The sequence below is a fragment of the Brevundimonas sp. AJA228-03 genome (genome assembly GCF_017795885.1).
GTDB lineage: Bacteria > Pseudomonadota > Alphaproteobacteria > Caulobacterales > Caulobacteraceae > Brevundimonas.
Window position 1 is genome coordinate 307,335 of the sequence record NZ_CP059297.1, and the last position, 20,281, is coordinate 327,615.

The following is a 20,281-nucleotide window of genomic DNA, read 5'->3' on the forward strand; positions in this document are numbered from 1 at the left end:
AGCAGCAAGCGCCCGCGGCGCGAGCGTTAGCCGCTCTCTAGATGTGGATGGCGTGGCCCAGCGCCCGAAGGCTCGCCTCATGGAAGGCCTCGCCCAGGGTCGGGTGGACGTGGATGACCCCGGCGACGTCTTCCAGCACCGCGCCCATCTCCAGCATCTGGGCGAAGCTGTTGGACAGTTCGGCGACGTGCTGGCCGACGGCCTGGACGCCGAGCAGGCGGTGATCGGCCTTGGACGCCAGCACCCGCACGAAGCCGCCGTCCTCGCCGGCCTCGATGGCCAGCGCCCGGCCGATGGCGGCCAGGGGGAAGACGGCCGTGATCACATCGTCCCGGCCCGCGACGTCGAGCGGACCCAGCCCCGCCGAGACGATCTCCGGCTCGGTAAAGCAGACGGCGGCGATGGTGACGGGGTCGAAGCGGCGGTCATGACCCGCGATGATCTCGGCGACGACTTCGCCTTGCGCCGATCCCTTGTGGGCCAGCATGGGTTCACCGGTCAGGTCGCCGACGGCCCAGACGTTCTTCATGCTGGTGGCGCAGCGGTCGTCGATCTTCACGAACGGCCCGGCCATGGCGACGCCCATGTTGTCCAGACCCCAGCCCGATGTGCGCGGACGGCGGCCGACGGTGACCAGCACCTTGTCGGCGTCCAGCTGCATCGGCTCGCCGTCCTTCGTGGTGATCGACAGTTTCCCGTCGCCGAACCCGCCGGCCCGGGCCCCGAGGTGCAGCTCCACCCCGTGGTCGGTCAGCCACTTCATCACCGGGTCGGTCAGGGCCTTGTCGTAGAGCGGCAGGATGCGGTCGGCCATCTCGACGATGGCGACCTCAGCCCCCAGCTTGCGATAGGCGATGCCCAGCTCCAGCCCGATATAGCCGCCGCCGACCACGACTAGCCTGCCCGGCACGGCGTCCAGCGACAGGGCCTCGGTCGAGGAGATGACGTCGCCGCCGAACGGCAGGAAGGGCAGTTCGACCGGCTCGGACCCCGTCGCCAGGATCACATGCTCGGCCGTGATGGTGATGGGCCCGTCGTCGGTCTCGACGCGGCAGGTCTTGGCGTCCTGGAAGGTCGCCCACCCCTTGATCACCTTGACCCTGGCCTTCTTCAGCAGGGCCGCGACCCCGGCGTTCAGCTTCCTGACGATGCCGTCCTTCCAGGCCACAGTCTGGCTCAGGTCGATGGCAGGCGAGGCCGCCGTGATCCCCAGCGTCCCGTCCCCGGCGGCCTTGGCCACCGTCTCGAACTTGCCCGCCGTATGGATGATGGCCTTGGACGGAATACAGCCGACGTTCAGGCAGGTCCCGCCCAGCCCGTCGCCGCCGTCGACCAGCACGGTATCGAGGCCCAGCTGGCCGCAGCGAATCCCGGCGACATAGCCGCCGGTGCCCGCGCCGATGATCAGGACTTTGGTTTTGATCTGCTGCATATGTTACCTCGAACGCGCGGCGGCGCGGATAGCTCGGCGATCACGCCAGCTGAGCGTGTCATTCGAGACGGCCATGCTGGTCCGAAGGCCGTCAGGGCCACGGTCAAGCCAGACCCAGTACTGTTGTCCGGGCTGCACGACGATGTCATAGTCGCAGACGAAGTCGCCATCGGTCATGCGGTGTTCGAAGGACAATGGGGCACCAGCCGTCGCGCCTTTCAGCCCCGTCAGAACAGTTGCCGTTGCGGTCCCATACAGGCTCGCCCCTCGGCCGGGCTGTCGTTCACCCGCTGTGGCCGTCTCGACTGTGACCAAAGCGACGACATCGTTTTCTCTCGTCGTCTGCTCATATCCGGGCCAGAACAGCGAGCATGCGGCTGCTGGCGTGGTCCATAGGAACGCGACAAAAAACAACCAAGGCCCACGCATGGCCCTCACCCCATCCACAGCGTTGCGGGATGCTCCCACAGCCCCTTGATCCGCTGCACGAACACCGCCGCGTCATGTCCGGAAACAATGCGGTGATCGAAGCTGGGCGACAGGTTCATCGTCTTGAAGCGTGGCATTCTCAAATCCTGTAGGGTGCCCGAACCCCCGGATCGTCGGCCGGGAAATCCTTCGTGTTTCGGGTGACCAGCAGACGACCCGTCGTCTGGGCGGTCGCCCAGATGACGGCGTCCGGCAGTTTCAGACGGCGAGACTGGCGTAGCGACGCGGCCTGTTCGGCGATCCGGTCTTCGAGACCGACGATCTGATAGCCGTCAAGATAGGTCCGCGTCGGCTCGGCCAGATCGGGGCCGGCCCCCGCCATCACCTCGATCCAGGAAATGATGCTTATGGCGCGGTCGTCGTACCGATCGATCTCGGCATCGGCCTCCGGCGCGGCGTTCAGATGATCGATCAGAATATTGGTGTCGAACAGCGCCTTCACCATTCGCTACGCAGTCGTTCCTGATAAGCAAGCCCGTCTTCGCCGCCCTGGCCCCAAAGACCGAAACCGTCCTTGACCGCCTGACGCTTGTTGCGCGCGACGTAGTCGTCGATCGCGGCGCGGATGACCGCTGCGCGCGGGCGTTTTTCGCGTTTGGCCAGGGCGTCAAGCGCGGCGACCTGATCCTCATTGGCATCGACCAGGATACGCATTTCGGTCTCCTTGATATACGGATCGCATATCATATAGCGCGAAATCGGCCGAGCGTCCAATCTACCCCATCCACAGCGTCGCAGGATGCTCCAGCAGCCCCTTGATCCGCTGCACGAAGACCGCCGCGTCGTGGCCGTCGACGATGCGGTGGTCGAAGCTGGAGGACAGGTTCATCATCTTGCGGATGACCATCTGGCCGTTCCGGACCACGACCCGTTCCTCGATCTTGTTGGGGCCGACGATGGCGACCTCGGGGTGGTTGATGATGGGCGTGTGGACCAGGCCGCCCAGGGTCCCCAGCGAGGTGACGGTGATGGTCGAGCCGGACAGGTCCTCGCGCTTCGCTGACCCGTCCCTGGCCGCGCCGGAGACGCGGGCGATCTCGGCGGCGGTGGCGTAAGGGTCCAGCGATTCCGCATGGCGCACGACCGGCACCATCAGGCCGTTCGGCGTCTGGGCGGCAATGCCCAGATGGACGGCGGCGTGCTGCGTCAGGACCCCGGCCTCGTCGTCATAGGTGGCATTGATCTGCGGCTGGTCGCGCAGGGCCACGACGAGGGCGCGGGCGATGAAGGGCAGGACGTTGAGCTTTACCTTGCCGGTCTGTTTCGCCTGGGCGTTCAGATGGGCGCGCAGCTCCTCCAGCGCCGTGACGTCGATCTCCTCCACATAGGTGATGTGGGGGATGCGCCGGACGCTTTCGGCCATCTTCTCCGCGATCTTGCGGCGCAGCCCGATGATGCGGACCTCGGTCGTGCCCTCGGCCTTCGCATAGGTCGAGGCGGGCGATGCTCCGTGCTCGGATGATCCGCGCGCGCCGTGGGCAACAAAGGCGTCCAGGTCGGCGTGTTCGATGCGTCCGGCGGGGCCGGAGCCGGGCACGAACTGGAGCTCCAGACCCAGCTCGCGGGCGCGCTGGCGCACGGCGGGCGACGCCAGCGGGCGGACACCGGGGGTCTGGGCGGTGCGGGTGACCGACTTGCCCCCCTCCCCCGCTTCGCGGGGACTCCCCCCTGAGGGGGGAGATTTGGGCGGCGTCGATCCTCCCCCATCGGGGGAGGGGGACCGCGAAGCGGTGGAGGGGGCAGTGGCGGACCCGGTCTTCGCCGGAGCGGCCGCGACATTCCCCGCCCCCTCGACGTCGAAGCTGACCAGCGGTCCGCCGACGGGCACCGACTGACCGGCCGCGCCGTGCAGGGCGGTAACCACGCCTGCGACCGGCGAGGTCAGTTCGACGGTCGCCTTGTCGGTCATGACCTCGGCCAGCAGCTGGTCCTCTTCCACCGCATCGCCGACCGCGACATGCCAGGCGACCAGCTCGGCCTCGGCTGTGCCCTCGCCGACGTCGGGAAGCTTGAAGACGTAGTTGCCGGGGGCAGGCGCAATGGAGCCCTCCCCCTCGAGGGGGGAGGGTTGGGTGGGGGTGGAGACACGATCTTCGGATTGAGGCGATGAGACGTCGTCAGGGGCTTGCGAGGCGCCTTCGGGCAGCGGGGCTCCACCCCCATCCCCGGCCCTTCCCCCCTCGAGGGGGAAGGGAGAAGGTTCGGCATTGCCCTCCCCCTCGACCTCGAACTCCACCAGGGCGGAGCCGACCGGCGACATCACGCCCGGCTCGCCGTGCAGGGCGGTGACCACGCCCGATACCGGCGAGGTAAGCTCCACCGTCGCCTTGTCGGTCATGATGTCGGCGAGGATCTGGTCTTCCTCGACGCGGTCCCCGACCTTGACGTGCCAGCCGACCAGTTCGGCCTCGGCGGTGCCCTCGCCCACATCGGGCAGTTTGAAGACGTAGCGGCCCATCAGCGGGCTCCCCCGCTCATCACGGCTTTCAGCGCCGTGGCGACCCGTTCCGGCCCCGGAAAATACTCCCACTCGAAGGCGTGCGGATAGGGCGTGTCCCAGCCGGCGACGCGGCCGATCGGGGCTTCCAGGTGATAGAAGCAGCGTTCCTGGACCAGGGCCGACAGCTCTGCTCCGTACCCGGACGTTTTTGGTGCTTCGTGGACGATCACGCAGCGGCCGGTCTTCTTCACGCTGGCCTCGATGGTTTCGATGTCGAGCGGGACGAGGGTGCGCAGGTCGATGACCTCGGCGTCCACGCCCGCGTGCTCGGCCCCGGCCAGGCTGACCCAGACCATGGTGCCGTAGCACAGGATGGTGACGTCGGACCCCTCCCGGACCACCGCCGCCTTGCCCAGCGGCACGGTGTATTTGCCGGTCGGCACCTGGGCGGAGGCCTGGGCCTTCCACGGGCTGACCGGGTTCCTGTGCCAGCCGTCGAAGGGACCGTTGTAGAGCCGCTTGGGCTCCAGGAAGATGACCGGATCGTCATCCTCGATCGCGGCGGTCAACAGGCCCTTGGCGTCATGGGGGTTGGACGGAATGACGACCTTCAGCCCGGCGATATGGGTGAACAGGCTCTCGGGGCTCTGCGAGTGGGTCTGGCCGCCGAAGATCCCGCCGCCATAGGGCGATCGCACCACGATCGGCGCGGTGAACTGTCCGCCCGAGCGATAGCGCATCTTGGCCGCTTCGGAGACGATCTGGTCATAGGCCGGATAGATGTAGTCGGCGAACTGGATCTCGACTACCGGGCGCAGGCCATAGGCCCCCATGCCGATGGCGGCGGCGACCAGGCCGCATTCGCTGATCGGCGTGTCGAAGCTGCGCGTCAGGCCATGCTTCTGCTGCAGCTGGTCGGTCACGCGGAACACGCCGCCGAAATAGCCCGCGTCCTCCCCGAAGCTGAGCACGTTCGGATCCTCGGCCATCTTGACGTGCAGGGCCGAGTTCAGCGCCTGGATCATGTTCATGGGCTGCACCGTGACGGCTTCAGAGGCCGTGGTGCCCGGGGGGTTCTCGACGTGGTCAGCCATGTCGGGTTCCAGACTGTCGCTGCGGTCGGCTTCGCTGAAGGTCTCAGACATGAAAACCTCCGCTCATCCCCGCGAAAGCGGGGACCCAGTTCTGTAGTGACTCGGAGCGTGTTGGATGACTGTCAGGGCGGACCGGATCGAGCCTGGTGCCCAAAGCACTGGGTCCCCGCTTTCGCGGGGATGAGCGGAAACGGGACATCATACCCCCACCTCCCGGCGCTGTTCGGTCAGACGCCAGTCCTCGGTGGCGAAGACCTCCTCGAACATCGTCTTCACGCTGGGGCGCGACTGGCCGAGCGTGCCGATGGCCTCGGCCTCCCTGCCCGCCGCGCGGACCTGGGTCACGGCCTCGGCCTCCGCCTCGGCCTGGGCTTCGTCGGACCATTCGCCCAGGGCGATCAGATGCTGTTTCAGCCGCGCGATCGGGTCGCCCAGCGGCCATTTGTCGTGCTCGTCGCCCGGGCGATAGCGGCCAGGGTCGTCGGAGGTGGAGTGGGGTGCGCCGCGATAGGTGAACAGCTCGATCACCGTGGCGCCCTGGTTCGACCTTGCGCGCTCTTCCGCCCATTGCGTCGCCGCCCAGACGGCCAGGAAGTCGTTGCCGTCGACCCGCAGCGCCGGCAGGCCATAGCCGATGGCCTTGGACGCGAAGGTGGTTTCCAGACCGCCTGCGAGGCCCATGAAGGAACTGATGGCCCACTGGTTGTTCACGACGTTCAGGATCACCGGCGCCCGGTAGACGCTGGCGAAGGTCAGGGCGTTGTGGAAGTCGCCCTCTGCCGTCGCCCCGTCGCCGATCCAGGTGATGGCGATCCTGTCGTCGCCCTTGTAGGCGCTGGCCATGGCCCAGCCGACGGCCTGGGGCACCTGGGTGCCCAGATTGCCGCTGATGGTGAAGAAGCCATAGTCCCTGGCCGAATACATGATCGGCAGCTGGCGGCCCTTGATGGGGTCGGCGGCGTTCGAATAGATCTGGTTCATCATGTCGACCAGCGGATAGCCGCGCGCGATCAGAAGCCCCTGCTGGCGATAGGTCGGAAAGCCCATGTCCTCGCGCGACAGGATCATGCCCTGGGCGACCGCGATGGCCTCCTCGCCCGTGCATTTCATATAGAAGCTGGTCTTGCCCTGGCGGTGGGCCCGGTGCATCCGGTCATCGAAGGCGCGGGTCAGGATCATCGCCTTCAGACCCTTCTTCAGGGTCTCGGCATCCAGACGTGGATTCCAGGGGCCGACGGCCTGGCCCTCGTCGTCCAGCACCCGGATCAGCCGGAAGGCCAGGTCCAGCATCTGCACCGGCCGCGCCTCGACCGGCGGCCGATCGACCGCGCCGGCGACATCCAGCTTCAGGTGGCTGAAATCCGGTGCGTCGCCGGGACGACCCGTGGGCTCGGGCACCCGCAATGACAGCGGTTGAGTGTTCCTGGTCATTCCATCCTGCCGTCCGGTTGATCCGACCGCGTCCTGTTGGCGGCTGGATAGCATGGACGCGAAATCAAGGCTCGCCTATTTTCGCCTTGCGTCAAGCGGTTTTGGGGTTATTTATTGCGCAATAACGATAAATGGAGAAACGCATTGGCCGACGAACTGGACCCCATCGACGCTCGAATTCTCGACATCCTGCAACAGGACGCCGGACTGTCCGTCGCGGATGTGGCCGAGCGCGTGGGCCTGTCGGCCTCGCCGTGCTGGCGTCGGATCAAGAGACTGGAGGATAGCGGCCTCATCCGCAAGCGGGTCACGCTTCTGGACGCCGCCCTGCTGGGCCTGGACTTCGAGGTCTATGCCATCGTCAAGCTGATGCTGCCCTCCCGCGAGAACCTCGACATCTTCGAGGCCGCCGTCGCCACCTGGCCGGAGGTGGTCCAGTGCGCGACCATCACCGGGCGCGAGGACTATGTGCTGCGCATCATCACCTCGGACATGCACGCCTTCGACAAATTCCTGCGCGACAAGCTGCTGACACTCGGCATCGTCTCGGACTGCGAGAGCCATATCGTCACGCGCGGCGTGAAGAACGTGACCACCCTGCCCCTGGGCATCATCACCCCGCATGTGGCGCACTGAGTCTTCGGGGTGGAGATCACCGAGGTGTTCCAGTGGGAGGGGGCACGACCGGTTCTGACGCAGGCTTGCCCCAGGATGCCGGTCAGGGCGCTCGGGTCTTCAGGCCGGAGGGCGAACGGGTCGGACGGGTCGGACTATGTTTTTTCGGTCGGGCGCTTGGTAAGCCGTCGCGGGCGAATGGAGAGAGACCGATGGCCGACACCTATGCGAACCTGCTGATCGAGCGGCACGCCGACGGCTATGCGGTCGTGACCCTGAACCGGCCCGAGGCGCTGAACGCGCTGAACGCGGCCCTGTTCGCCGATCTGGCGGCCTTCCTCGACGCCGTCGAGCAGGACGACACGGTCCGCTGCCTGATCCTGACCGGATCGGGGGAAAAGGCCTTCGCGGCCGGAGCCGACATCAAGGAGATGGCGGACCAGTCCTATGCCCGGATGTATACGGGCAACTATTTCGCCCTGGGCCACGACCGCATCACCCGGTTCAGGAAGCCGATCATCGCCGCCGTCAACGGTTTCGCCCTCGGCGGCGGCTGCGAACTGGCCATGCTGTGCGACTTCATCGTGGCGTCGGACCGGGCGAAGTTCGGCCAGCCGGAGATCAATCTGGGCGTCGCGCCCGGCATCGGCGGCTCCCAGCGGCTGACCCGTCTGGTCGGCAAGGCCAAGGCCATGGACATGGTCCTGACCGCGCGGATGATGGATGCGGCCGAGGCGGAGCGTGCCGGTCTGGCCTCGCGGGTGGTCCCGCACGAGACCCTGATGGACGAGGTCCGCAAGATCGCCGCGAAGATCGCCTCCCAGAGCCCCCTGGCCGTCATGGCCAACAAGGAGATGGTCAATGCGGCGCTGGAGACGACCCTGACGCAAGGGGTCCAGTTCGAGCGCCGCCTGTTTCACAGCCTTTTCGCCTTCGAGGACCAGAAGGAAGGCATGGCCGCCTTCGTCGAGAAGCGGAAGCCGGTGTTCAGGGGGAGGTGAGGCAGTGGGCAGTAGGCAGTAGGCAATAAAAGGGGAGAGCCAGGCCTGCGCGGCAGCCGTCGGCGCGCTTCCCTACTCCCTAATCCCTAATCCCTAATCCCTAATCCCTAATCCCTAATCCCTAATCCCTACTGCCTACTGCCTCCCTGTCCCAGACTCTTCGTTGACCCCCCGACCCTGTTCCGCTATAGCCGCGCGCTCTTGAAGATTTCCGCGCCGTGGACGGGGTGTCCGCGGCGTTTCCGTTGATAGGTTCTGACGATGGCCAACAATCCCGGCGCCAAGAAAGCGATCCGCAAGATCGCCGCGCGTACCGAAGTGAACAAGTCGCGCCGCACCCGCGTTCGCACCTTCCTGCGCAAGTTTCAGGAAGCGGTGACGGGCGGCGACGCCGAGGCCGCCAAGGGCGCTTTCGTCGAGGCCCAGTCCGAGCTGATGCGCGCCGTCACCAAGGGCGTGGTTCACAAGAATACGGGCTCGCGCAAGGTGTCCCGCCTGCATGCCCAGCTGAAGAAAATGTCGGCCGCCTGATCGAGGCGATCGCGGGCCTCGTCACGGGCCTGACACACGAAAAACGAACGATTTCAACGGCGAGTGAGCAACGGCTGACTCGCCGTTTCGCCGTGTCCGGATAAGTTGTCTCAAGGGAATCCGCGCGCGCTGACCCGGTGAAACCGGGATTTTCTCAAGCGGGATTTACCTTTAGCGGAGTCAAACAATTTAGTTCGCGAATCGGCTGCGAATCAGCGTTGACCCCCGCCCCGCCGGGCGTAAGTCTTGGGCTCTAACGCACTTCCATCCACACACGGATGAAGACGGGGCGGGGGTGAACCTCCGCGCCGGCGGGAGATGTCTGTCCGCGAGGTCGCCCCCGCCCGAAAGCGCACGCTTTCGGGACAGGAGAACGCGTCCCGGGGATCAGGTCCTCCCGGCGTGGCCCGCGGTCGGTCGATTGCGGGTTCTGGCTGGAATTCTGGGGTGGTGAAGGACGATGGGGGCGACGGGGTTGGCGACGACGGGCATGACGGATCCGGACCGGATCTGGAACGAAGCCTCGGTAAGGCTGCGGTCTGAAATCGGCGAGGGTCCGTTCAGTTCCTATATTGCGCCGTCCGCCGTGAGGATGGACGGATCCGGCAATCTGATCCTGGTCACGCCGACCGGCTATGCCCGCGACTGGGTGCGCAAGAACGCCCTGCGCCGACTGAACGAGCTGTGGCTGGGCCTGGACGGCCTGTCGCGGCGGCTGGATGTCCGCTGCCGGGCCGAGGTGTCCTCGGCCCCGCCGGCCTCGGCGATCGCGCAACAGGCACTGGCGTCGGCCGGACTTGAGACACCGGTGTCGCCGACCGTCGCCCCCGTGACCGACGGTGCCCGCGCGGTCCGGGCCGCGGGCCTGCAGGAGCGGCTGACCTTCGACAGCTTCGTTGAGGGCCAGGGCAATGCCTTCGCCCTGGCCATCGCGCGCCAGACGGCCTCCTGGGCCGATGGCCACTTCAACCCGATCTTCTTCTGCGGCCCCTATGGCTACGGCAAGACCCACCTGCTGAACGCCATCGCCTGGGAGGCGCAGCGCCTGCGCCCCGACGCCAGGGTCGTCTACCTGACCGCCGAACGGTTCCTGTCGACCTTCGTCAAGGCGATGCAGGACCGCTCGACCGCCGCCTTCAAGGACAGCCTGCGCTCGGCCGACATGCTGCTGCTGGACGATGTCCAGTTCGTGGGCGGCAAGGCCTCGACCCAGGAGGAACTGCTGTCCACGCTGACGGCCCTGATCGAGGACGGCAAACGGATCGTGCTGTCGGCCGACCGACCGCCCATGGCCCTGACCGAGGTCGAGCCTCGCCTGCGCAGCCATCTGGCCGCCGGCCTGACCTGCCCGGTCGAGCCCGCCGACCGCTCGCTGAAGATCGCCGTGGCCCAGAACCGCATCGCCGCCTTCGCCCGCCTGGGCGTCGTCGACGGCGAGGCCCGGCGCGAGGTGCTGGAACAACTGGTCGACCGCACGCCGGGATCGGTGCGCGAACTGGAGGGGGCCGTGAACACCCTGGCCGCCGCGGCCGGGCCGCGCCTGACGTCACTCGGCGTCGATGAGGCCCTGACCCTGCTGGGCTCGGCCCTGCGTGGCGGACCCGAGCGTCGCATCACCGTGGACGAGATCCAGAAGACGGTCGCCGAGCATTTCAACATGAAGCAGGCCGACCTGCTGAGCGAACGCCGCACCCGCGCCGTCGCCCGCCCGCGCCAGATCGCCATGTGGCTGTGCAAACAGCACACGACCCGGTCCTATCCCGACATCGGCCGTCGCTTCGGCGGGCGCGACCACACCACAGTCCTGCACGGCGTCCGCAAGATCGAGGAGCTGATGCCGCTGGACGACCAGATCGCCAGGGACGTCGAGGCCCTGACCCGGAAGCTGCGGGGCTAGGCAGGGATTAGGGGCTAGGGACTAGGGATTAAGTGGCGTGGGAGACGGCCTTCGGCAGTTGGGCAAGTTTCCCTAATCCCTAATCCCTGGTCCCTAATCCCCAGTCTCTTTCTTGCCCCCCGCCGCCAATCCTTTAGTGTCCGTAGCCACTGTTTCCGCGAGGGATGATTCCGCCTTCGCTCCGGACGCCCGAGACACCATGCAACTGACCATCGAACGATCCGCGCTCCTGAAGGCCCTGGGCCATGTGCAGAGCGTGGTCGAACGCCGGAACACCATTCCGATCCTGTCCAATGTCCTGCTTTCGGCCGGCCGCGACCGCCTGAGCTTCGCCGCCACGGACCTCGACATGGAGATCGTGGACGAGGCCGACGCCACCGTCCAGGTCGAGGGCCAGATCACCGCCCCCGCCCACACCCTGTACGAGATCGTGCGGAAGCTCCCCGACGGGGCCGAGGTCGCCCTGACCTACAACGGCGACGATCCGCGCCTGACGGTCCAGGCGGGGCGTTCCCGGTTCAACCTGCCGGTCCTGCCGGCCGGCGACTTCCCCGTCATGTCGACCGACCAGTCGGGCGCGCGCTTCACCCTGATGAAGGACGACCTGGCCCGGCTGATCGACAAGACCCGGTTCGCGGTCTCGACCGAGGAGACGCGCTACTATCTGAACGGCCTGTACCTGCACACGGTGTCCGAGGCGGGCATCCCGCTGCTGCGGGCCGTGGCGACCGACGGCCACCGCCTGGCCCTGGCCGAGACGCCCGCGCCCGAGGGTGCAGCTGGCGGGCCCGGCGTGATCGTGCCCAGGAAGACCATCGACCAGGTCCGCCGCCTGCTGGATGACGGCTCCGGCGCGGTCGAGATTTCGGTCAGCCCGCAGAAGATCCGCTTCGAGTTCGGCCAGGCCTCCCTGACTTCCAAGGTCATCGACGGGGCCTTCCCCGACTATATGCGCGTCATTCCCAAGGGGAATGACAAGCAGGCCGACATCGACAACGCCGTCTTCGCCTCGGCCGTCGACCGCGTCGCCACCATCTCGGCCGAAAAGAGCCGCTCGGTGAAGCTGGCCTTCGAACTGGACCGCGTCACCCTGACGGTGCGCAACATGGAGGCCGGTCAGGGCGTGGAGGAGGTCGAGATCGGCTATTCCGAAGCCCCGTTCGAGATCGGCTTCAACGCGCGGTATCTGCTGGACGTGGCCGGCCAGATCACGGGCGAGAACGCCACCTTCCTGTTCGCCGACCCGGCTTCGCCCACGCTCGTGCTCGATCCGGGCGATCCGGGCGTCCAGTATGTGCTGATGCCGCTGCGGGTGTGAGTCCCTGGGCCGGCTCGAGCAGTTCGAGCGGGTCGAGGTCACCAGCCGCGCCCAATGGCGAGACTGGCTGTCGAGGCATTACCGACGGGCGGACAGCGTCTGGGTCGTGACCTTCAAGGTCGGAGCCTCGCAACCGCGCGTCCCCTATGACGATCTGGTCGAGGAAGCACTGGCTTTCGGCTGGGTCGACAGTCTGCCCAGAAAGCTGGACGATCAGCGCACGATGCTCCTGATGTCTTCGAGGAAGCCCGGCTCCAACTGGTCGAAGGTCAACAAGGCACGCATCGAAAGACTGGAGGCCGCCGGGCTGATGCATCCGGCGGGTCTCATGAAGATCGAACAGGCCCGCGCGGACGGGTCCTGGACCGCGCTCGACGCTGTCGATCGGCTGGAGCTTCCTGCGGACCTGACGATGGCGTTCGACCAGCACCCCGGCGCGGCGGCGACGTTCGCCACCTTTCCACCCTCGACACGCCGCGGCATTCTTGAGTGGATCGGCAATGCAAAGCGGCCGGAAACGCGGGCGGCCCGCATCGCCGATACCGCCCGGAAGGCGGCCAGGGGCGAGCGCGCCAATCAATGGCGCAAGCCCTGACGACGACCCCATCCGGTCCATCTGCACCGCGCGGGTCCGGCGTGGCCGTACGGAATCTGACCCAGGGGGCCGCCGAGGTTGTGACCTGCCGGACGAAGCGGGCTATGTCGGTCGCTTGATCCGCTCGCTGACCCTGACCGACTTCCGGTCCTATGCCGCCGCCACCCTGTCCGTCGGACAGGGTCCGGTGGTGCTGCACGGGCCGAACGGGGCGGGCAAGACGAACCTGCTGGAAGCGCTCAGCCTGTTCACCCCGGGCAAGGGGCTGCGGGGCGCGACGGCACAGGAGATGGGTCGGCGCGAACCCGCCGAGACCGGCGGCCGGGCCTGGGCCGTGGCCCTGACGCTGGAAGGCGCCGACGGGGACGATGTGCGGCTGGGTACCGGGGTTCAGGTCGCGGGCGCGGCGCGGCGCATGGTCCGCGTCGAGGGCGAGACCGCCCAGCCGGGGCGATTGCTGGACCATCTCAGGCCCGTCTGGGCGACGCCGGAGCAGGACCGGCTGTTCTCGGATGCGCGGGCCGAGCGGCTGAAGTTCTTCGATCGGCTGGTGTTCGCCGCCGACCCGGGCCACGCGGCGGCGGTGGCGGGGTACGAAAAGGCGCTGCGCGAGCGGTTGCGGCTGCTGGTCGACGGGGCGGAAGGGCGAGCGGCCGATCCCCTGTGGCTGGATGCGCTGGAAGCCCGTCTGGGCGAGACCGGCGCGCGGGCAGCCTCGGCCCGGGCACGGGCGCTGGGGGTGCTGCAGGCGGCGATCGATGCGCGCGCCGAACGCCCCTTTCCACAGGCCGACCTGGGCCTGGAGGGCGCGGCAGAGACGGCCGCGGCGGACGGGGCCGACGACGCGGCCATCGCCGCCGCCATCCGCGAGGGACTGGCCCGGTCCCGGGGTCGCGACGCCTCCGCCGGGCGTTCGCTGTTCGGCCCGCACCGCACCGATCTGACGGCGCTCCATCGCGAGAAGAACCGCCCGGCCGCCGAGGGGTCGTCAGGCGAGCAGAAGGCCCTGGTCCTGAACCTGATCCTGGCCCAGATCGGGCGGCTGAAGGCGACGGGCGACCCGACGCCCGCCCCGCCCGTCCTGCTGCTGGACGAGGCCCCGGCGCATCTGGATGCCGGTCGACGCGCGGCCCTGTTCGACGAGATCGTGGCCCTGGACCTTCAGGCCTTCATGACCGGGACCGAGGCGGACCTGTTCGCGCCGCTGCGGGGACGGGCCGCCTTCGTGCGGGTCGAGGGCGGGGCGCTGACTGCGGACTAGGTCGTGTTGACGCGTATCGCATCCGGAGGATGGAGGCGGCGATGTGGATGAAGACGAGGCTGGTCGTGCGACGGGCACGGGCCGACCCGGGCGTCGGACGCCTGCGATCCCGGATGCTGAAGGGGTTTCCCGACCTCGTCTCTTGGGCGGAAAATCGGCGATCAGATCGAGGTCTGACGCGGGCTGCACGCCCCTGGCCGAACCGGGCATTCCGCTCGCTTTCGGTGCGGAAATTCCTTTATAAACGTCACATCCGGACGGGGTGAATCGCCGCGTCCGGGCACGCTCTTTTTCAGCGGGCTGGACGGCGCGAGGCGCGGTCCGCGACGCCCGCGTCTCCGGACGACCGAATGACCGACGAACCGATCCACGAACGTACCGCCGACAATGCCGAAGAGGCCGCTTACGGCGCCGAGTCCATCAAGGTTCTCAAGGGTCTGGATGCGGTTCGCAAACGCCCAGGCATGTATATCGGCGACACCGACGACGGCTCGGGCCTGCATCACATGGTCTATGAGGTGGTCGACAACGCCATCGACGAGGCCCTGGCCGGTCATGCCGATCTGGTCGAGGTGATCCTGAACGCCGACGGCTCGGTCACCGTCACCGACAACGGGCGCGGCATTCCGGTCGACATCCATGAGGGCGAGGGCGTCTCGGCGGCCGAGGTCATCATGACCCAGCTACACGCGGGCGGAAAGTTCGACCAGAACTCCTACAAGGTCTCCGGCGGCCTGCACGGCGTGGGCGTCTCGGTCGTCAACGCCCTGTCCGACTGGCTGAAGCTGGTGATCTTCCGTAACGGCCAGCGCCACGAGATGAAGTTCGAGCGGGGCGACACGGTCGAGAGCTTGCGGGTCACGGGCGAGGCCCCGATGCGCGACAACGGCAAGGTGCTGTCGGGCACCCAGGTGACCTTCTATCCGTCCGTCACCACCTTCGCCCATATCGACTTCGACCTGAAGACGCTGGAACACCGCCTGCGCGAACTGGCCTTCCTGAATTCGGGCGTGGTGATCAAGCTGCAGGACCATCGCGGCGTCGAGCCGTTCGAGGAAATCCTGCACTATGAAGGGGGCGTCGAGGCCTTCGTGCGCCACCTGGACAAGTCCAAGACGCCGATCCTGAAGGACGTCATCGTCATTCGCGGCAAGCGCGACAATATCGAGATCGACCTGGCCCTGTGGTGGAACGATTCCTACCACGAGACCATGCTTTGCTTCACCAACAACATCCCCCAGCGGGATGGCGGCACCCATCTGTCGGCCTTCCGCACCAGCCTGACCAAGGTGATGGGGGCCTATATGGAAAGCTCGGGCGCCCTGAAGAAGGAGAAGGTCGCCCCGACCGGCGAGGACGCGCGCGAGGGCCTGACCTGCGTGCTGTCGGTCAAGGTTCCGGACCCGAAATTCAGCTCCCAGACCAAGGACAAGCTGGTGTCGTCCGAGGTCCGCCCGGCGGTCGAGGGGCTGTGCACCGACGGCCTGAGCCAGTGGTTCGAGGAACATCCGGTCGAGGCCAGGCTGGTGGTCGCCAAGATCATCGAGGCGGCCTCGGCGCGTGAAGCCGCCCGCAAGGCCCGCGACCTGACGCGGCGCAAGTCGGCGCTGGATATCTCCTCCCTGCCCGGGAAGCTCGCCGACTGCCAGGAACGCGACCCGGCCAAGTCCGAGCTGTTCATCGTCGAGGGCGATTCCGCCGGCGGCTCGGCCAAACAGGCGCGCAACCGCGAGAACCAGGCCGTCCTGCCCCTGCGCGGCAAGATCCTGAACGTCGAGCGGGCCCGGTTCGACCGAATGCTGTCGTCCGAGCTGATCGGGACGCTGATCCTGGCGCTGGGCACCGGCATCGGCCGCGACGACTTCAACGCCGACAAGCTGCGCTATCACAAGATCATTCTGATGGCCGACGCCGACGTCGACGGGGCGCACATCCGGACGCTGCTCTTGACCTTCTTCTATCGGCAGATGCCCGAACTGATCGAACGCGGCCACGTCTTCATCGCCCAGCCGCCGCTCTACAAGGTCTCCAAGGGCAAGCAGTCGCGCTATCTGAAGGATCAGTCGGAGATGGACTCCTATCTGATCGAGGAGGGGTCGTCGGACGCCGAGCTGGACATGGCCACGGGCGAGCGCCGCACCGGCCACGACCTGCAGGCCCTGGTCCGCGACGCCAAGGCCTTCAAGGCCCAGGTCGATCGCCTGAGCCAGCGCGCGCCCGCCTTCGCCATCGAACAGGGCGCGCTCGCGGGCCTGTTCGCCGAGGACGCGGACCCGGTCGGGGCGTCGGCCGCTGCGGCCGAACGTCTGAACCTGTATGCCGAGGAAGGCGACGGGGTCTGGTCGGGTTTCCCCGGCGAACAGGGGGCGGTCGTGTTCGGCCGCAGCCGCCGTGCGGTGCAGGAAACCATCGTGCTGGAAGAGGCGCTGATCCGATCTCTCGACGGGCGTCGTCTGGCCGAGCGCGCCGCCGCCTTCGAGGGTCTGTTCGATGCGCCCGCCACCTATCGGAGGAAGGACAAATCGATCATCATCCGGGGGCCGATCGACCTGCTGACTGCGGTGCTGGACCAGGGCAAGAAGGGCCTGGCCATCCAGCGCTATAAGGGTCTGGGCGAGATGAACCCAGAACAGCTGTGGGAGACCACGCTGGACGCCAACGCCCGCACCCTGCTGCGGGTCCAGGTCGATCACGCCGACGACGCCGACGACCTGTTCGCCAAGCTGATGGGCGACGTCGTCGAACCGCGGCGGGAGTTCATCCAGGACAACGCCCTGGACGCGGCGGTGGACGTTTAACCACCTTCCTTCTCCCCTTGCGGGAGAAGGCGATCTGAATCAGATGATGTCCAGCGCCTGGCTGGTCGTGGGCGGCGGAAAGGCGCGGTCGAGGACCGCGATGTCCTCGGCGTCCAGTTCGATCTCCAGGGCGGCGACATTGGCCTCGACGTGCTCGATGGTAGAGGCCTTGGGGATGGCGATCACCCCTTCCTGACGCAGGATGGCGGCCAGGGCGATCTGGGCCGGCGTGGCGTCGTGGCGGTCGGCCACGGCCTGGATCGCGGGGTGGTTCAGGATGTCGCCCCGGCCCAGCGGCGAATAGGCCATGATCGGCATGATCCGCTCCTGCGACCAGGGCAGCAGGTCGAACTCGATGCCGCGCGAGCCCAGGTGATAGAGGACCTGGTTGGCCGAGCAGAGGTCGCCCCCGTCGATCGCCTCCAGCCTCTTCATGGTGCGCAGGTCGAGGTTCGACACCCCCCAGCGCAGGATCATCCCCTCGTCGATCAATTCCTCGAACCCGGCGACGATCTCCTCCAGCGGATGGCGGCTCTGCCAGTGCAGCAGATACAGGTCCAGCCGCTCGACCCCGAGCCGCTCCAGCGACTTCTCGCAGTGGAGCATCATGGTCATCTCGCCCGCGTTCTCGGGCCTGATCTTGGACACCAGGAAGACCTCGTCGCGCCGCCCGGCGATGACTTCGCCGATCAGCCGCTCGGACCGGCCGTCGCCATACAGTTCGGCCGTGTCGATCAGGGTCAGGCCGAGGTCGATGCCTCGCGCCAGTGCCGCCTGCTCGGCATCGCGCTTGCCGGGATCGTCGCCGATCATCCAGGTCCCCTGGCCGAGGATCGGAACCGAGGTGCCGTCGGAAAAGCTGGTCATGCGGGTCATGGCAGGGACAATGCACGACCGGCCGCATGGGTGCCAAGCGGGCTCAGAGGGATTTCAGGAACCCGATCAGCGCCGCATTGACCTCCTCCGGCCGTTCCTGCTGCAGCCAGTGGCCCGCGCCCGGCAGGACGGTCTGGCTGCGAAGGTCGGTCAGCCAGTCCTTCAGCCCCGCCTCGTGCTGACCGGCGTAGTGGCGCACGGGATCGCGTTGTCCGACCATGAACATCGACGGCTGGGGGATCTTCCGGCCCTGCAGGAAGGCGGTCAGCGACCAGTTCAGATCCAGGCACCGGTACCAGTCGATCGGCCCCTTGAACCCGCCCGCGCCGAAGGCCGAGACATATTCCGCGAAATGACCCTGGCTCATCCACGGCGGCAGGGTGGCGTCGTCGGGCACCTCGGACAGGAAGTCGTGGCCGGGGGCGATGAAGCCGGTCGACTGGCGGTCATCGGGCGTCGCCCCGTCGTAGCTGTAGAAGCCCTTCCTCAAACCGGTCGCCACGTCCGCCTCGAAGATCCGATGCGCATCGGGGGCCTGGAACTGGTTCATATAGAGCTCGCCCTTGCCCGCGCGGCGGGCCAGGGCGGCCATCGCCGGGGTCGGGGGTCCGCCTGGACGGCGCGGCTGGAACGGCACCGAAAGACCCGCCACGGCCGTGAACAGGTCCGGCCGCATCAGGGCGCAATGCCAGGCGACGGGTGCCCCCCAGTCGTGTCCGACCACCGTGCCTTCGCTCCGGCCCAGCGCCCGGACCAGATCGACCATGTCCCCGACCAGATGCAGGATGGTGTGCTCTTCGGTCCGCCCCGGCTTGTCGGTCCCGCCATAGCCGCGCATGTCCGGGGCGACCGCGCGATAGCCCGCCGCCCCGAGCGCCTTCACCTGCGCCCGCCAGCTGAGGCCCAACTCGGGAAAGCCGTGGATCAGCAGAACCAGCGGCGCGCCCTCGGGGCCGTCCTCCAGCACCTGCTGGGTCAGGCCATCGGTCTCGACGATGCGCGTCTGCATGGGCGGCGGGGCTCCCGGTTGAGCGCTCACCCTGCACCGTCGGCCCGTCTGCTGCAATCGGATCGGGCGCCTCCGATTGGACTGGATCGGGGCCTGCGGCAGGCGCACTCTGGGGCCGCAATCTGTCAGGGGCGTGGACGATGATCGTGGCGATGGAAATGGTTCAGGCGCAGGCGGCCCAGGCCAATCTGGTCGGCCGGTGGGAGGGAGCGCTGAACGTCGGCGGAACGTCGCTGCCGATCGTGATCCGTGTCGAGCAGGGTCCGAACGGGCTGGTGACCGTCATGGACAGCCCGGCCCAGAATGTGCGCGGTATCCCGGTCGCCGATCTGGGCCAGAGCGGCGGTGTCGTCCGCTTCGCTGTCCCCGTCGCGCGCGGCGGGTTCGAGGGCGCGGTCTCGGCCGATGGCGGCACCTGGACCGGCACCTGGACGCAAGGGGGGGCCTCCCTGCCCCTGATCCTGACGCGCGCGGCCAACGCCGCAGAGCCGGCCGGTCCGAACCGGCCCCAGACGCCGCAGCCGCCCTTTCCCTATGCGGCCGAGGATGTGACCTTCCGCAATGACGGCGCGGGCATCACCCTGGCGGGCACATTGACCCTGCCGGAAGGGTCGGGGCCTTTTCCGGCCGTCGTCCTGCTGACCGGATCGGGCGCGCAGGATCGGGACGAGACGATTTTCGACCACAAGCCCTTCGCGGTCTGGGCCGATGCCCTGACGCGGCGTGGGATCGCGGTGCTACGCTATGACGACCGCGGCATCGGCGGGTCGGGCGGCGGCGGGCCGAACGAGACCATGGCCGATTTCGCCACGGACGCCCGGGCCGCGATCACCTTCCTGCAGACCCGGCCCGAGATCGACGCCGCCCGCATCGGCCTGATCGGTCACAGCGAGGGTGGTGCCATCGCGCCCCTGGCCGTCCTGAATGGCGCGCCCGCCGCCTTCGTCGTGATGCTGGCGGGACCGGCCGTGTCGGGAGCCGAGATTATCACCGAACAGGCCGCATTGATCGCCGCAGCCTCCGGCCAGACTCCGGAGCAGGTGGCAGAGGTGCGAAGGGTGCAAGGCCGGACCATGGCCGCCGTGGTCGCCAACAGGAACGACGGCCCCGCCGCAGCCGCAGCCGCCAGTGCCGTGCTGGTCGAGGCCGGCATTCCGGCGGAACAGGCGCGCAACAGCACCGCCGCCATGGCCTCGGGCTGGTACCGGTATTTCGTCGCCTACGACCCCGCTCCGGCCCTCGCCGCCCTGACCGTGCCGCTGCTGGCCGTCTATGGTGACAGGGACCTGCAGGTGCCCGCGACGCTGGACGCCGGGGCCCTGCGCCGGCTCCAGCCCTCGGCCGAGATCGTCGTCCTGCCGGGCCTCAACCACCTGATGCAGACCGCCACCACCGGCCTGCCCGGCGAATACGGGACGATCGAGGAGACGGTGTCACCGCTGGCTCTGGACACGGTCACCGACTGGGTGGTGAAGGTGACCACTCGCTGACTCT

Annotated in this window: 19 protein-coding genes; 9 read left to right on the plus strand and 10 right to left on the minus strand. The window is 67.7% G+C overall.

Going from position 1 to position 20,281, the window contains the following annotated elements:
* Positions 1-37: 37 nt before the first annotated feature.
* From lpdA to HZ989_RS01665, 8 genes are all read right to left on the minus strand, one after another.
* Positions 38-1,432 carry a dihydrolipoyl dehydrogenase gene (lpdA, locus tag HZ989_RS01630; RefSeq protein ID WP_209321913.1) on the minus strand — a complete coding sequence of 465 codons (1,395 nt, stop codon included), beginning with the start codon at positions 1,430-1,432 and terminating at the stop codon, positions 38-40.
* Positions 1,433-1,435: 3 nt separating this feature from the next.
* A complete protein-coding gene (locus HZ989_RS01635; RefSeq protein ID WP_209321914.1) occupies positions 1,436-1,609 on the minus strand; it encodes a hypothetical protein in 174 nt (57 codons plus the stop codon).
* A gap of 257 nt (positions 1,610-1,866) precedes the next feature.
* Positions 1,867-1,998 carry a 2-oxo acid dehydrogenase subunit E2 gene (locus tag HZ989_RS01640; RefSeq protein ID WP_209321915.1) on the minus strand — a complete coding sequence of 44 codons (132 nt, stop codon included), beginning with the start codon at positions 1,996-1,998 and terminating at the stop codon, positions 1,867-1,869.
* A gap of 2 nt (positions 1,999-2,000) precedes the next feature.
* Positions 2,001-2,366: a type II toxin-antitoxin system VapC family toxin gene (locus HZ989_RS01645; protein WP_209321916.1), complete on the minus strand. Its 366-nt coding sequence runs from the start codon at positions 2,364-2,366 to the stop codon at positions 2,001-2,003.
* Positions 2,360-2,575 carry a ribbon-helix-helix protein, CopG family gene (locus tag HZ989_RS01650; RefSeq protein WP_209321917.1) on the minus strand — a complete coding sequence of 72 codons (216 nt, stop codon included), beginning with the start codon at positions 2,573-2,575 and terminating at the stop codon, positions 2,360-2,362. Before HZ989_RS01650 ends, HZ989_RS01645 begins: the two co-directional genes overlap by 7 nt.
* A 61-nt stretch (positions 2,576-2,636) precedes the next feature.
* Positions 2,637-4,379 carry a 2-oxo acid dehydrogenase subunit E2 gene (locus HZ989_RS01655; RefSeq protein ID WP_209321918.1) on the minus strand — a complete coding sequence of 581 codons (1,743 nt, stop codon included), beginning with the start codon at positions 4,377-4,379 and terminating at the stop codon, positions 2,637-2,639.
* The gene (locus HZ989_RS01660; RefSeq protein ID WP_371812994.1) at positions 4,379-5,455 is read right to left on the minus strand and encodes an alpha-ketoacid dehydrogenase subunit beta; all 1,077 of its coding nucleotides are present in this window, start codon (positions 5,453-5,455) and stop codon (positions 4,379-4,381) included. Before HZ989_RS01660 ends, HZ989_RS01655 begins: the two co-directional genes overlap by 1 nt.
* A gap of 198 nt (positions 5,456-5,653) precedes the next feature.
* Complete coding sequence (locus tag HZ989_RS01665; protein ID WP_209321920.1) at positions 5,654-6,886, minus strand: 3-methyl-2-oxobutanoate dehydrogenase (2-methylpropanoyl-transferring) subunit alpha; 1,233 nt, start codon at positions 6,884-6,886, stop codon at positions 5,654-5,656.
* Between the two features lie 144 nt (positions 6,887-7,030).
* Here HZ989_RS01665 and HZ989_RS01670 point away from each other — a divergent pair, with 144 nt between their 5' ends.
* The 8 genes from HZ989_RS01670 (at position 7,031) to gyrB (ending at position 16,902) form a co-directional block, all read left to right on the plus strand.
* Positions 7,031-7,522: an Lrp/AsnC family transcriptional regulator gene (locus HZ989_RS01670; protein ID WP_209321921.1), complete on the plus strand. Its 492-nt coding sequence runs from the start codon at positions 7,031-7,033 to the stop codon at positions 7,520-7,522.
* Positions 7,523-7,713: 191 nt separating this feature from the next.
* Positions 7,714-8,502 (plus strand): enoyl-CoA hydratase-related protein, encoded by a 789-nt coding sequence (locus HZ989_RS01675; RefSeq protein WP_209321922.1) that lies wholly within the window; start codon positions 7,714-7,716, stop codon positions 8,500-8,502.
* 261 nt (positions 8,503-8,763) lie between these two features.
* Positions 8,764-9,033, plus strand: coding sequence for a 30S ribosomal protein S20 (rpsT, locus tag HZ989_RS01680; RefSeq protein WP_013270743.1), 270 nt, complete (start codon positions 8,764-8,766; stop codon positions 9,031-9,033).
* Positions 9,034-9,523: 490 nt separating this feature from the next.
* Positions 9,524-10,930, plus strand: coding sequence for a chromosomal replication initiator protein DnaA (gene dnaA / locus HZ989_RS01685; protein ID WP_245162418.1), 1,407 nt, complete (start codon positions 9,524-9,526; stop codon positions 10,928-10,930).
* Between the two features lie 199 nt (positions 10,931-11,129).
* Positions 11,130-12,248: a DNA polymerase III subunit beta gene (gene dnaN, locus HZ989_RS01690; RefSeq protein ID WP_209321924.1), complete on the plus strand. Its 1,119-nt coding sequence runs from the start codon at positions 11,130-11,132 to the stop codon at positions 12,246-12,248.
* 106 nt (positions 12,249-12,354) lie between these two features.
* Positions 12,355-12,843 carry a YdeI family protein gene (locus HZ989_RS01695; RefSeq protein WP_209321925.1) on the plus strand — a complete coding sequence of 163 codons (489 nt, stop codon included), beginning with the start codon at positions 12,355-12,357 and terminating at the stop codon, positions 12,841-12,843.
* 115 nt (positions 12,844-12,958) lie between these two features.
* A complete protein-coding gene (gene recF / locus HZ989_RS01700; RefSeq protein ID WP_209321926.1) occupies positions 12,959-14,104 on the plus strand; it encodes a DNA replication/repair protein RecF in 1,146 nt (381 codons plus the stop codon).
* Positions 14,105-14,454: 350 nt separating this feature from the next.
* On the plus strand, positions 14,455-16,902 hold the full coding sequence (gene gyrB / locus HZ989_RS01705) for a DNA topoisomerase (ATP-hydrolyzing) subunit B (RefSeq protein ID WP_209321927.1): 2,448 nt from the start codon (positions 14,455-14,457) through the stop codon (positions 16,900-16,902).
* Positions 16,903-16,941: 39 nt separating this feature from the next.
* Here gyrB and HZ989_RS01710 read toward each other — a convergent pair whose 3' ends face one another.
* Positions 16,942-17,778, minus strand: a complete 837-nt coding sequence (locus HZ989_RS01710; RefSeq protein ID WP_209321928.1) for an aldo/keto reductase — start codon at positions 17,776-17,778, stop codon at positions 16,942-16,944.
* 43 nt (positions 17,779-17,821) lie between these two features.
* Positions 17,822-18,787, minus strand: a complete 966-nt coding sequence (locus HZ989_RS01715) for an alpha/beta fold hydrolase (protein WP_209321929.1) — start codon at positions 18,785-18,787, stop codon at positions 17,822-17,824.
* Positions 18,788-18,927: 140 nt separating this feature from the next.
* Here HZ989_RS01715 and HZ989_RS01720 point away from each other — a divergent pair, with 140 nt between their 5' ends.
* Positions 18,928-20,277, plus strand: coding sequence for a S9 family peptidase (locus HZ989_RS01720; RefSeq protein ID WP_209321930.1), 1,350 nt, complete (start codon positions 18,928-18,930; stop codon positions 20,275-20,277).
* Positions 20,278-20,281: the final 4 nt, after the last annotated feature.

What these genes read in the sequence shown, in the direction of transcription:
- lpdA (WP_209321913.1), bottom strand. Translation starts at nt 1,432, where the DNA reads ATGCAGCAGATCAAAACCAAAGTCCTGATCATCGGCGCGGGCACCGGC.
- HZ989_RS01635 (WP_209321914.1), bottom strand. Translation starts at nt 1,609, where the DNA reads ATGACCGATGGCGACTTCGTCTGCGACTATGACATCGTCGTGCAGCCC.
- HZ989_RS01640 (WP_209321915.1), bottom strand. Translation starts at nt 1,998, where the DNA reads ATGCCACGCTTCAAGACGATGAACCTGTCGCCCAGCTTCGATCACCGC.
- HZ989_RS01645 (WP_209321916.1), bottom strand. Translation starts at nt 2,366, where the DNA reads ATGGTGAAGGCGCTGTTCGACACCAATATTCTGATCGATCATCTGAAC.
- HZ989_RS01650 (WP_209321917.1), bottom strand. Translation starts at nt 2,575, where the DNA reads ATGCGTATCCTGGTCGATGCCAATGAGGATCAGGTCGCCGCGCTTGAC.
- HZ989_RS01655 (WP_209321918.1), bottom strand. Translation starts at nt 4,379, where the DNA reads ATGGGCCGCTACGTCTTCAAACTGCCCGATGTGGGCGAGGGCACCGCC.
- HZ989_RS01660 (WP_371812994.1), bottom strand. Translation starts at nt 5,455, where the DNA reads ATGGCTGACCACGTCGAGAACCCCCCGGGCACCACGGCCTCTGAAGCC.
- HZ989_RS01665 (WP_209321920.1), bottom strand. Translation starts at nt 6,886, where the DNA reads ATGACCAGGAACACTCAACCGCTGTCATTGCGGGTGCCCGAGCCCACG.
- HZ989_RS01675 (WP_209321922.1), top strand. Translation starts at nt 7,714, where the DNA reads ATGGCCGACACCTATGCGAACCTGCTGATCGAGCGGCACGCCGACGGC.
- rpsT (WP_013270743.1), top strand. Translation starts at nt 8,764, where the DNA reads ATGGCCAACAATCCCGGCGCCAAGAAAGCGATCCGCAAGATCGCCGCG.
- dnaA (WP_245162418.1), top strand. Translation starts at nt 9,524, where the DNA reads ATGACGGATCCGGACCGGATCTGGAACGAAGCCTCGGTAAGGCTGCGG.
- dnaN (WP_209321924.1), top strand. Translation starts at nt 11,130, where the DNA reads ATGCAACTGACCATCGAACGATCCGCGCTCCTGAAGGCCCTGGGCCAT.
- gyrB (WP_209321927.1), top strand. Translation starts at nt 14,455, where the DNA reads ATGACCGACGAACCGATCCACGAACGTACCGCCGACAATGCCGAAGAG.
- HZ989_RS01710 (WP_209321928.1), bottom strand. Translation starts at nt 17,778, where the DNA reads ATGACCCGCATGACCAGCTTTTCCGACGGCACCTCGGTTCCGATCCTC.
- HZ989_RS01715 (WP_209321929.1), bottom strand. Translation starts at nt 18,787, where the DNA reads ATGCAGACGCGCATCGTCGAGACCGATGGCCTGACCCAGCAGGTGCTG.
- HZ989_RS01720 (WP_209321930.1), top strand. Translation starts at nt 18,928, where the DNA reads ATGATCGTGGCGATGGAAATGGTTCAGGCGCAGGCGGCCCAGGCCAAT.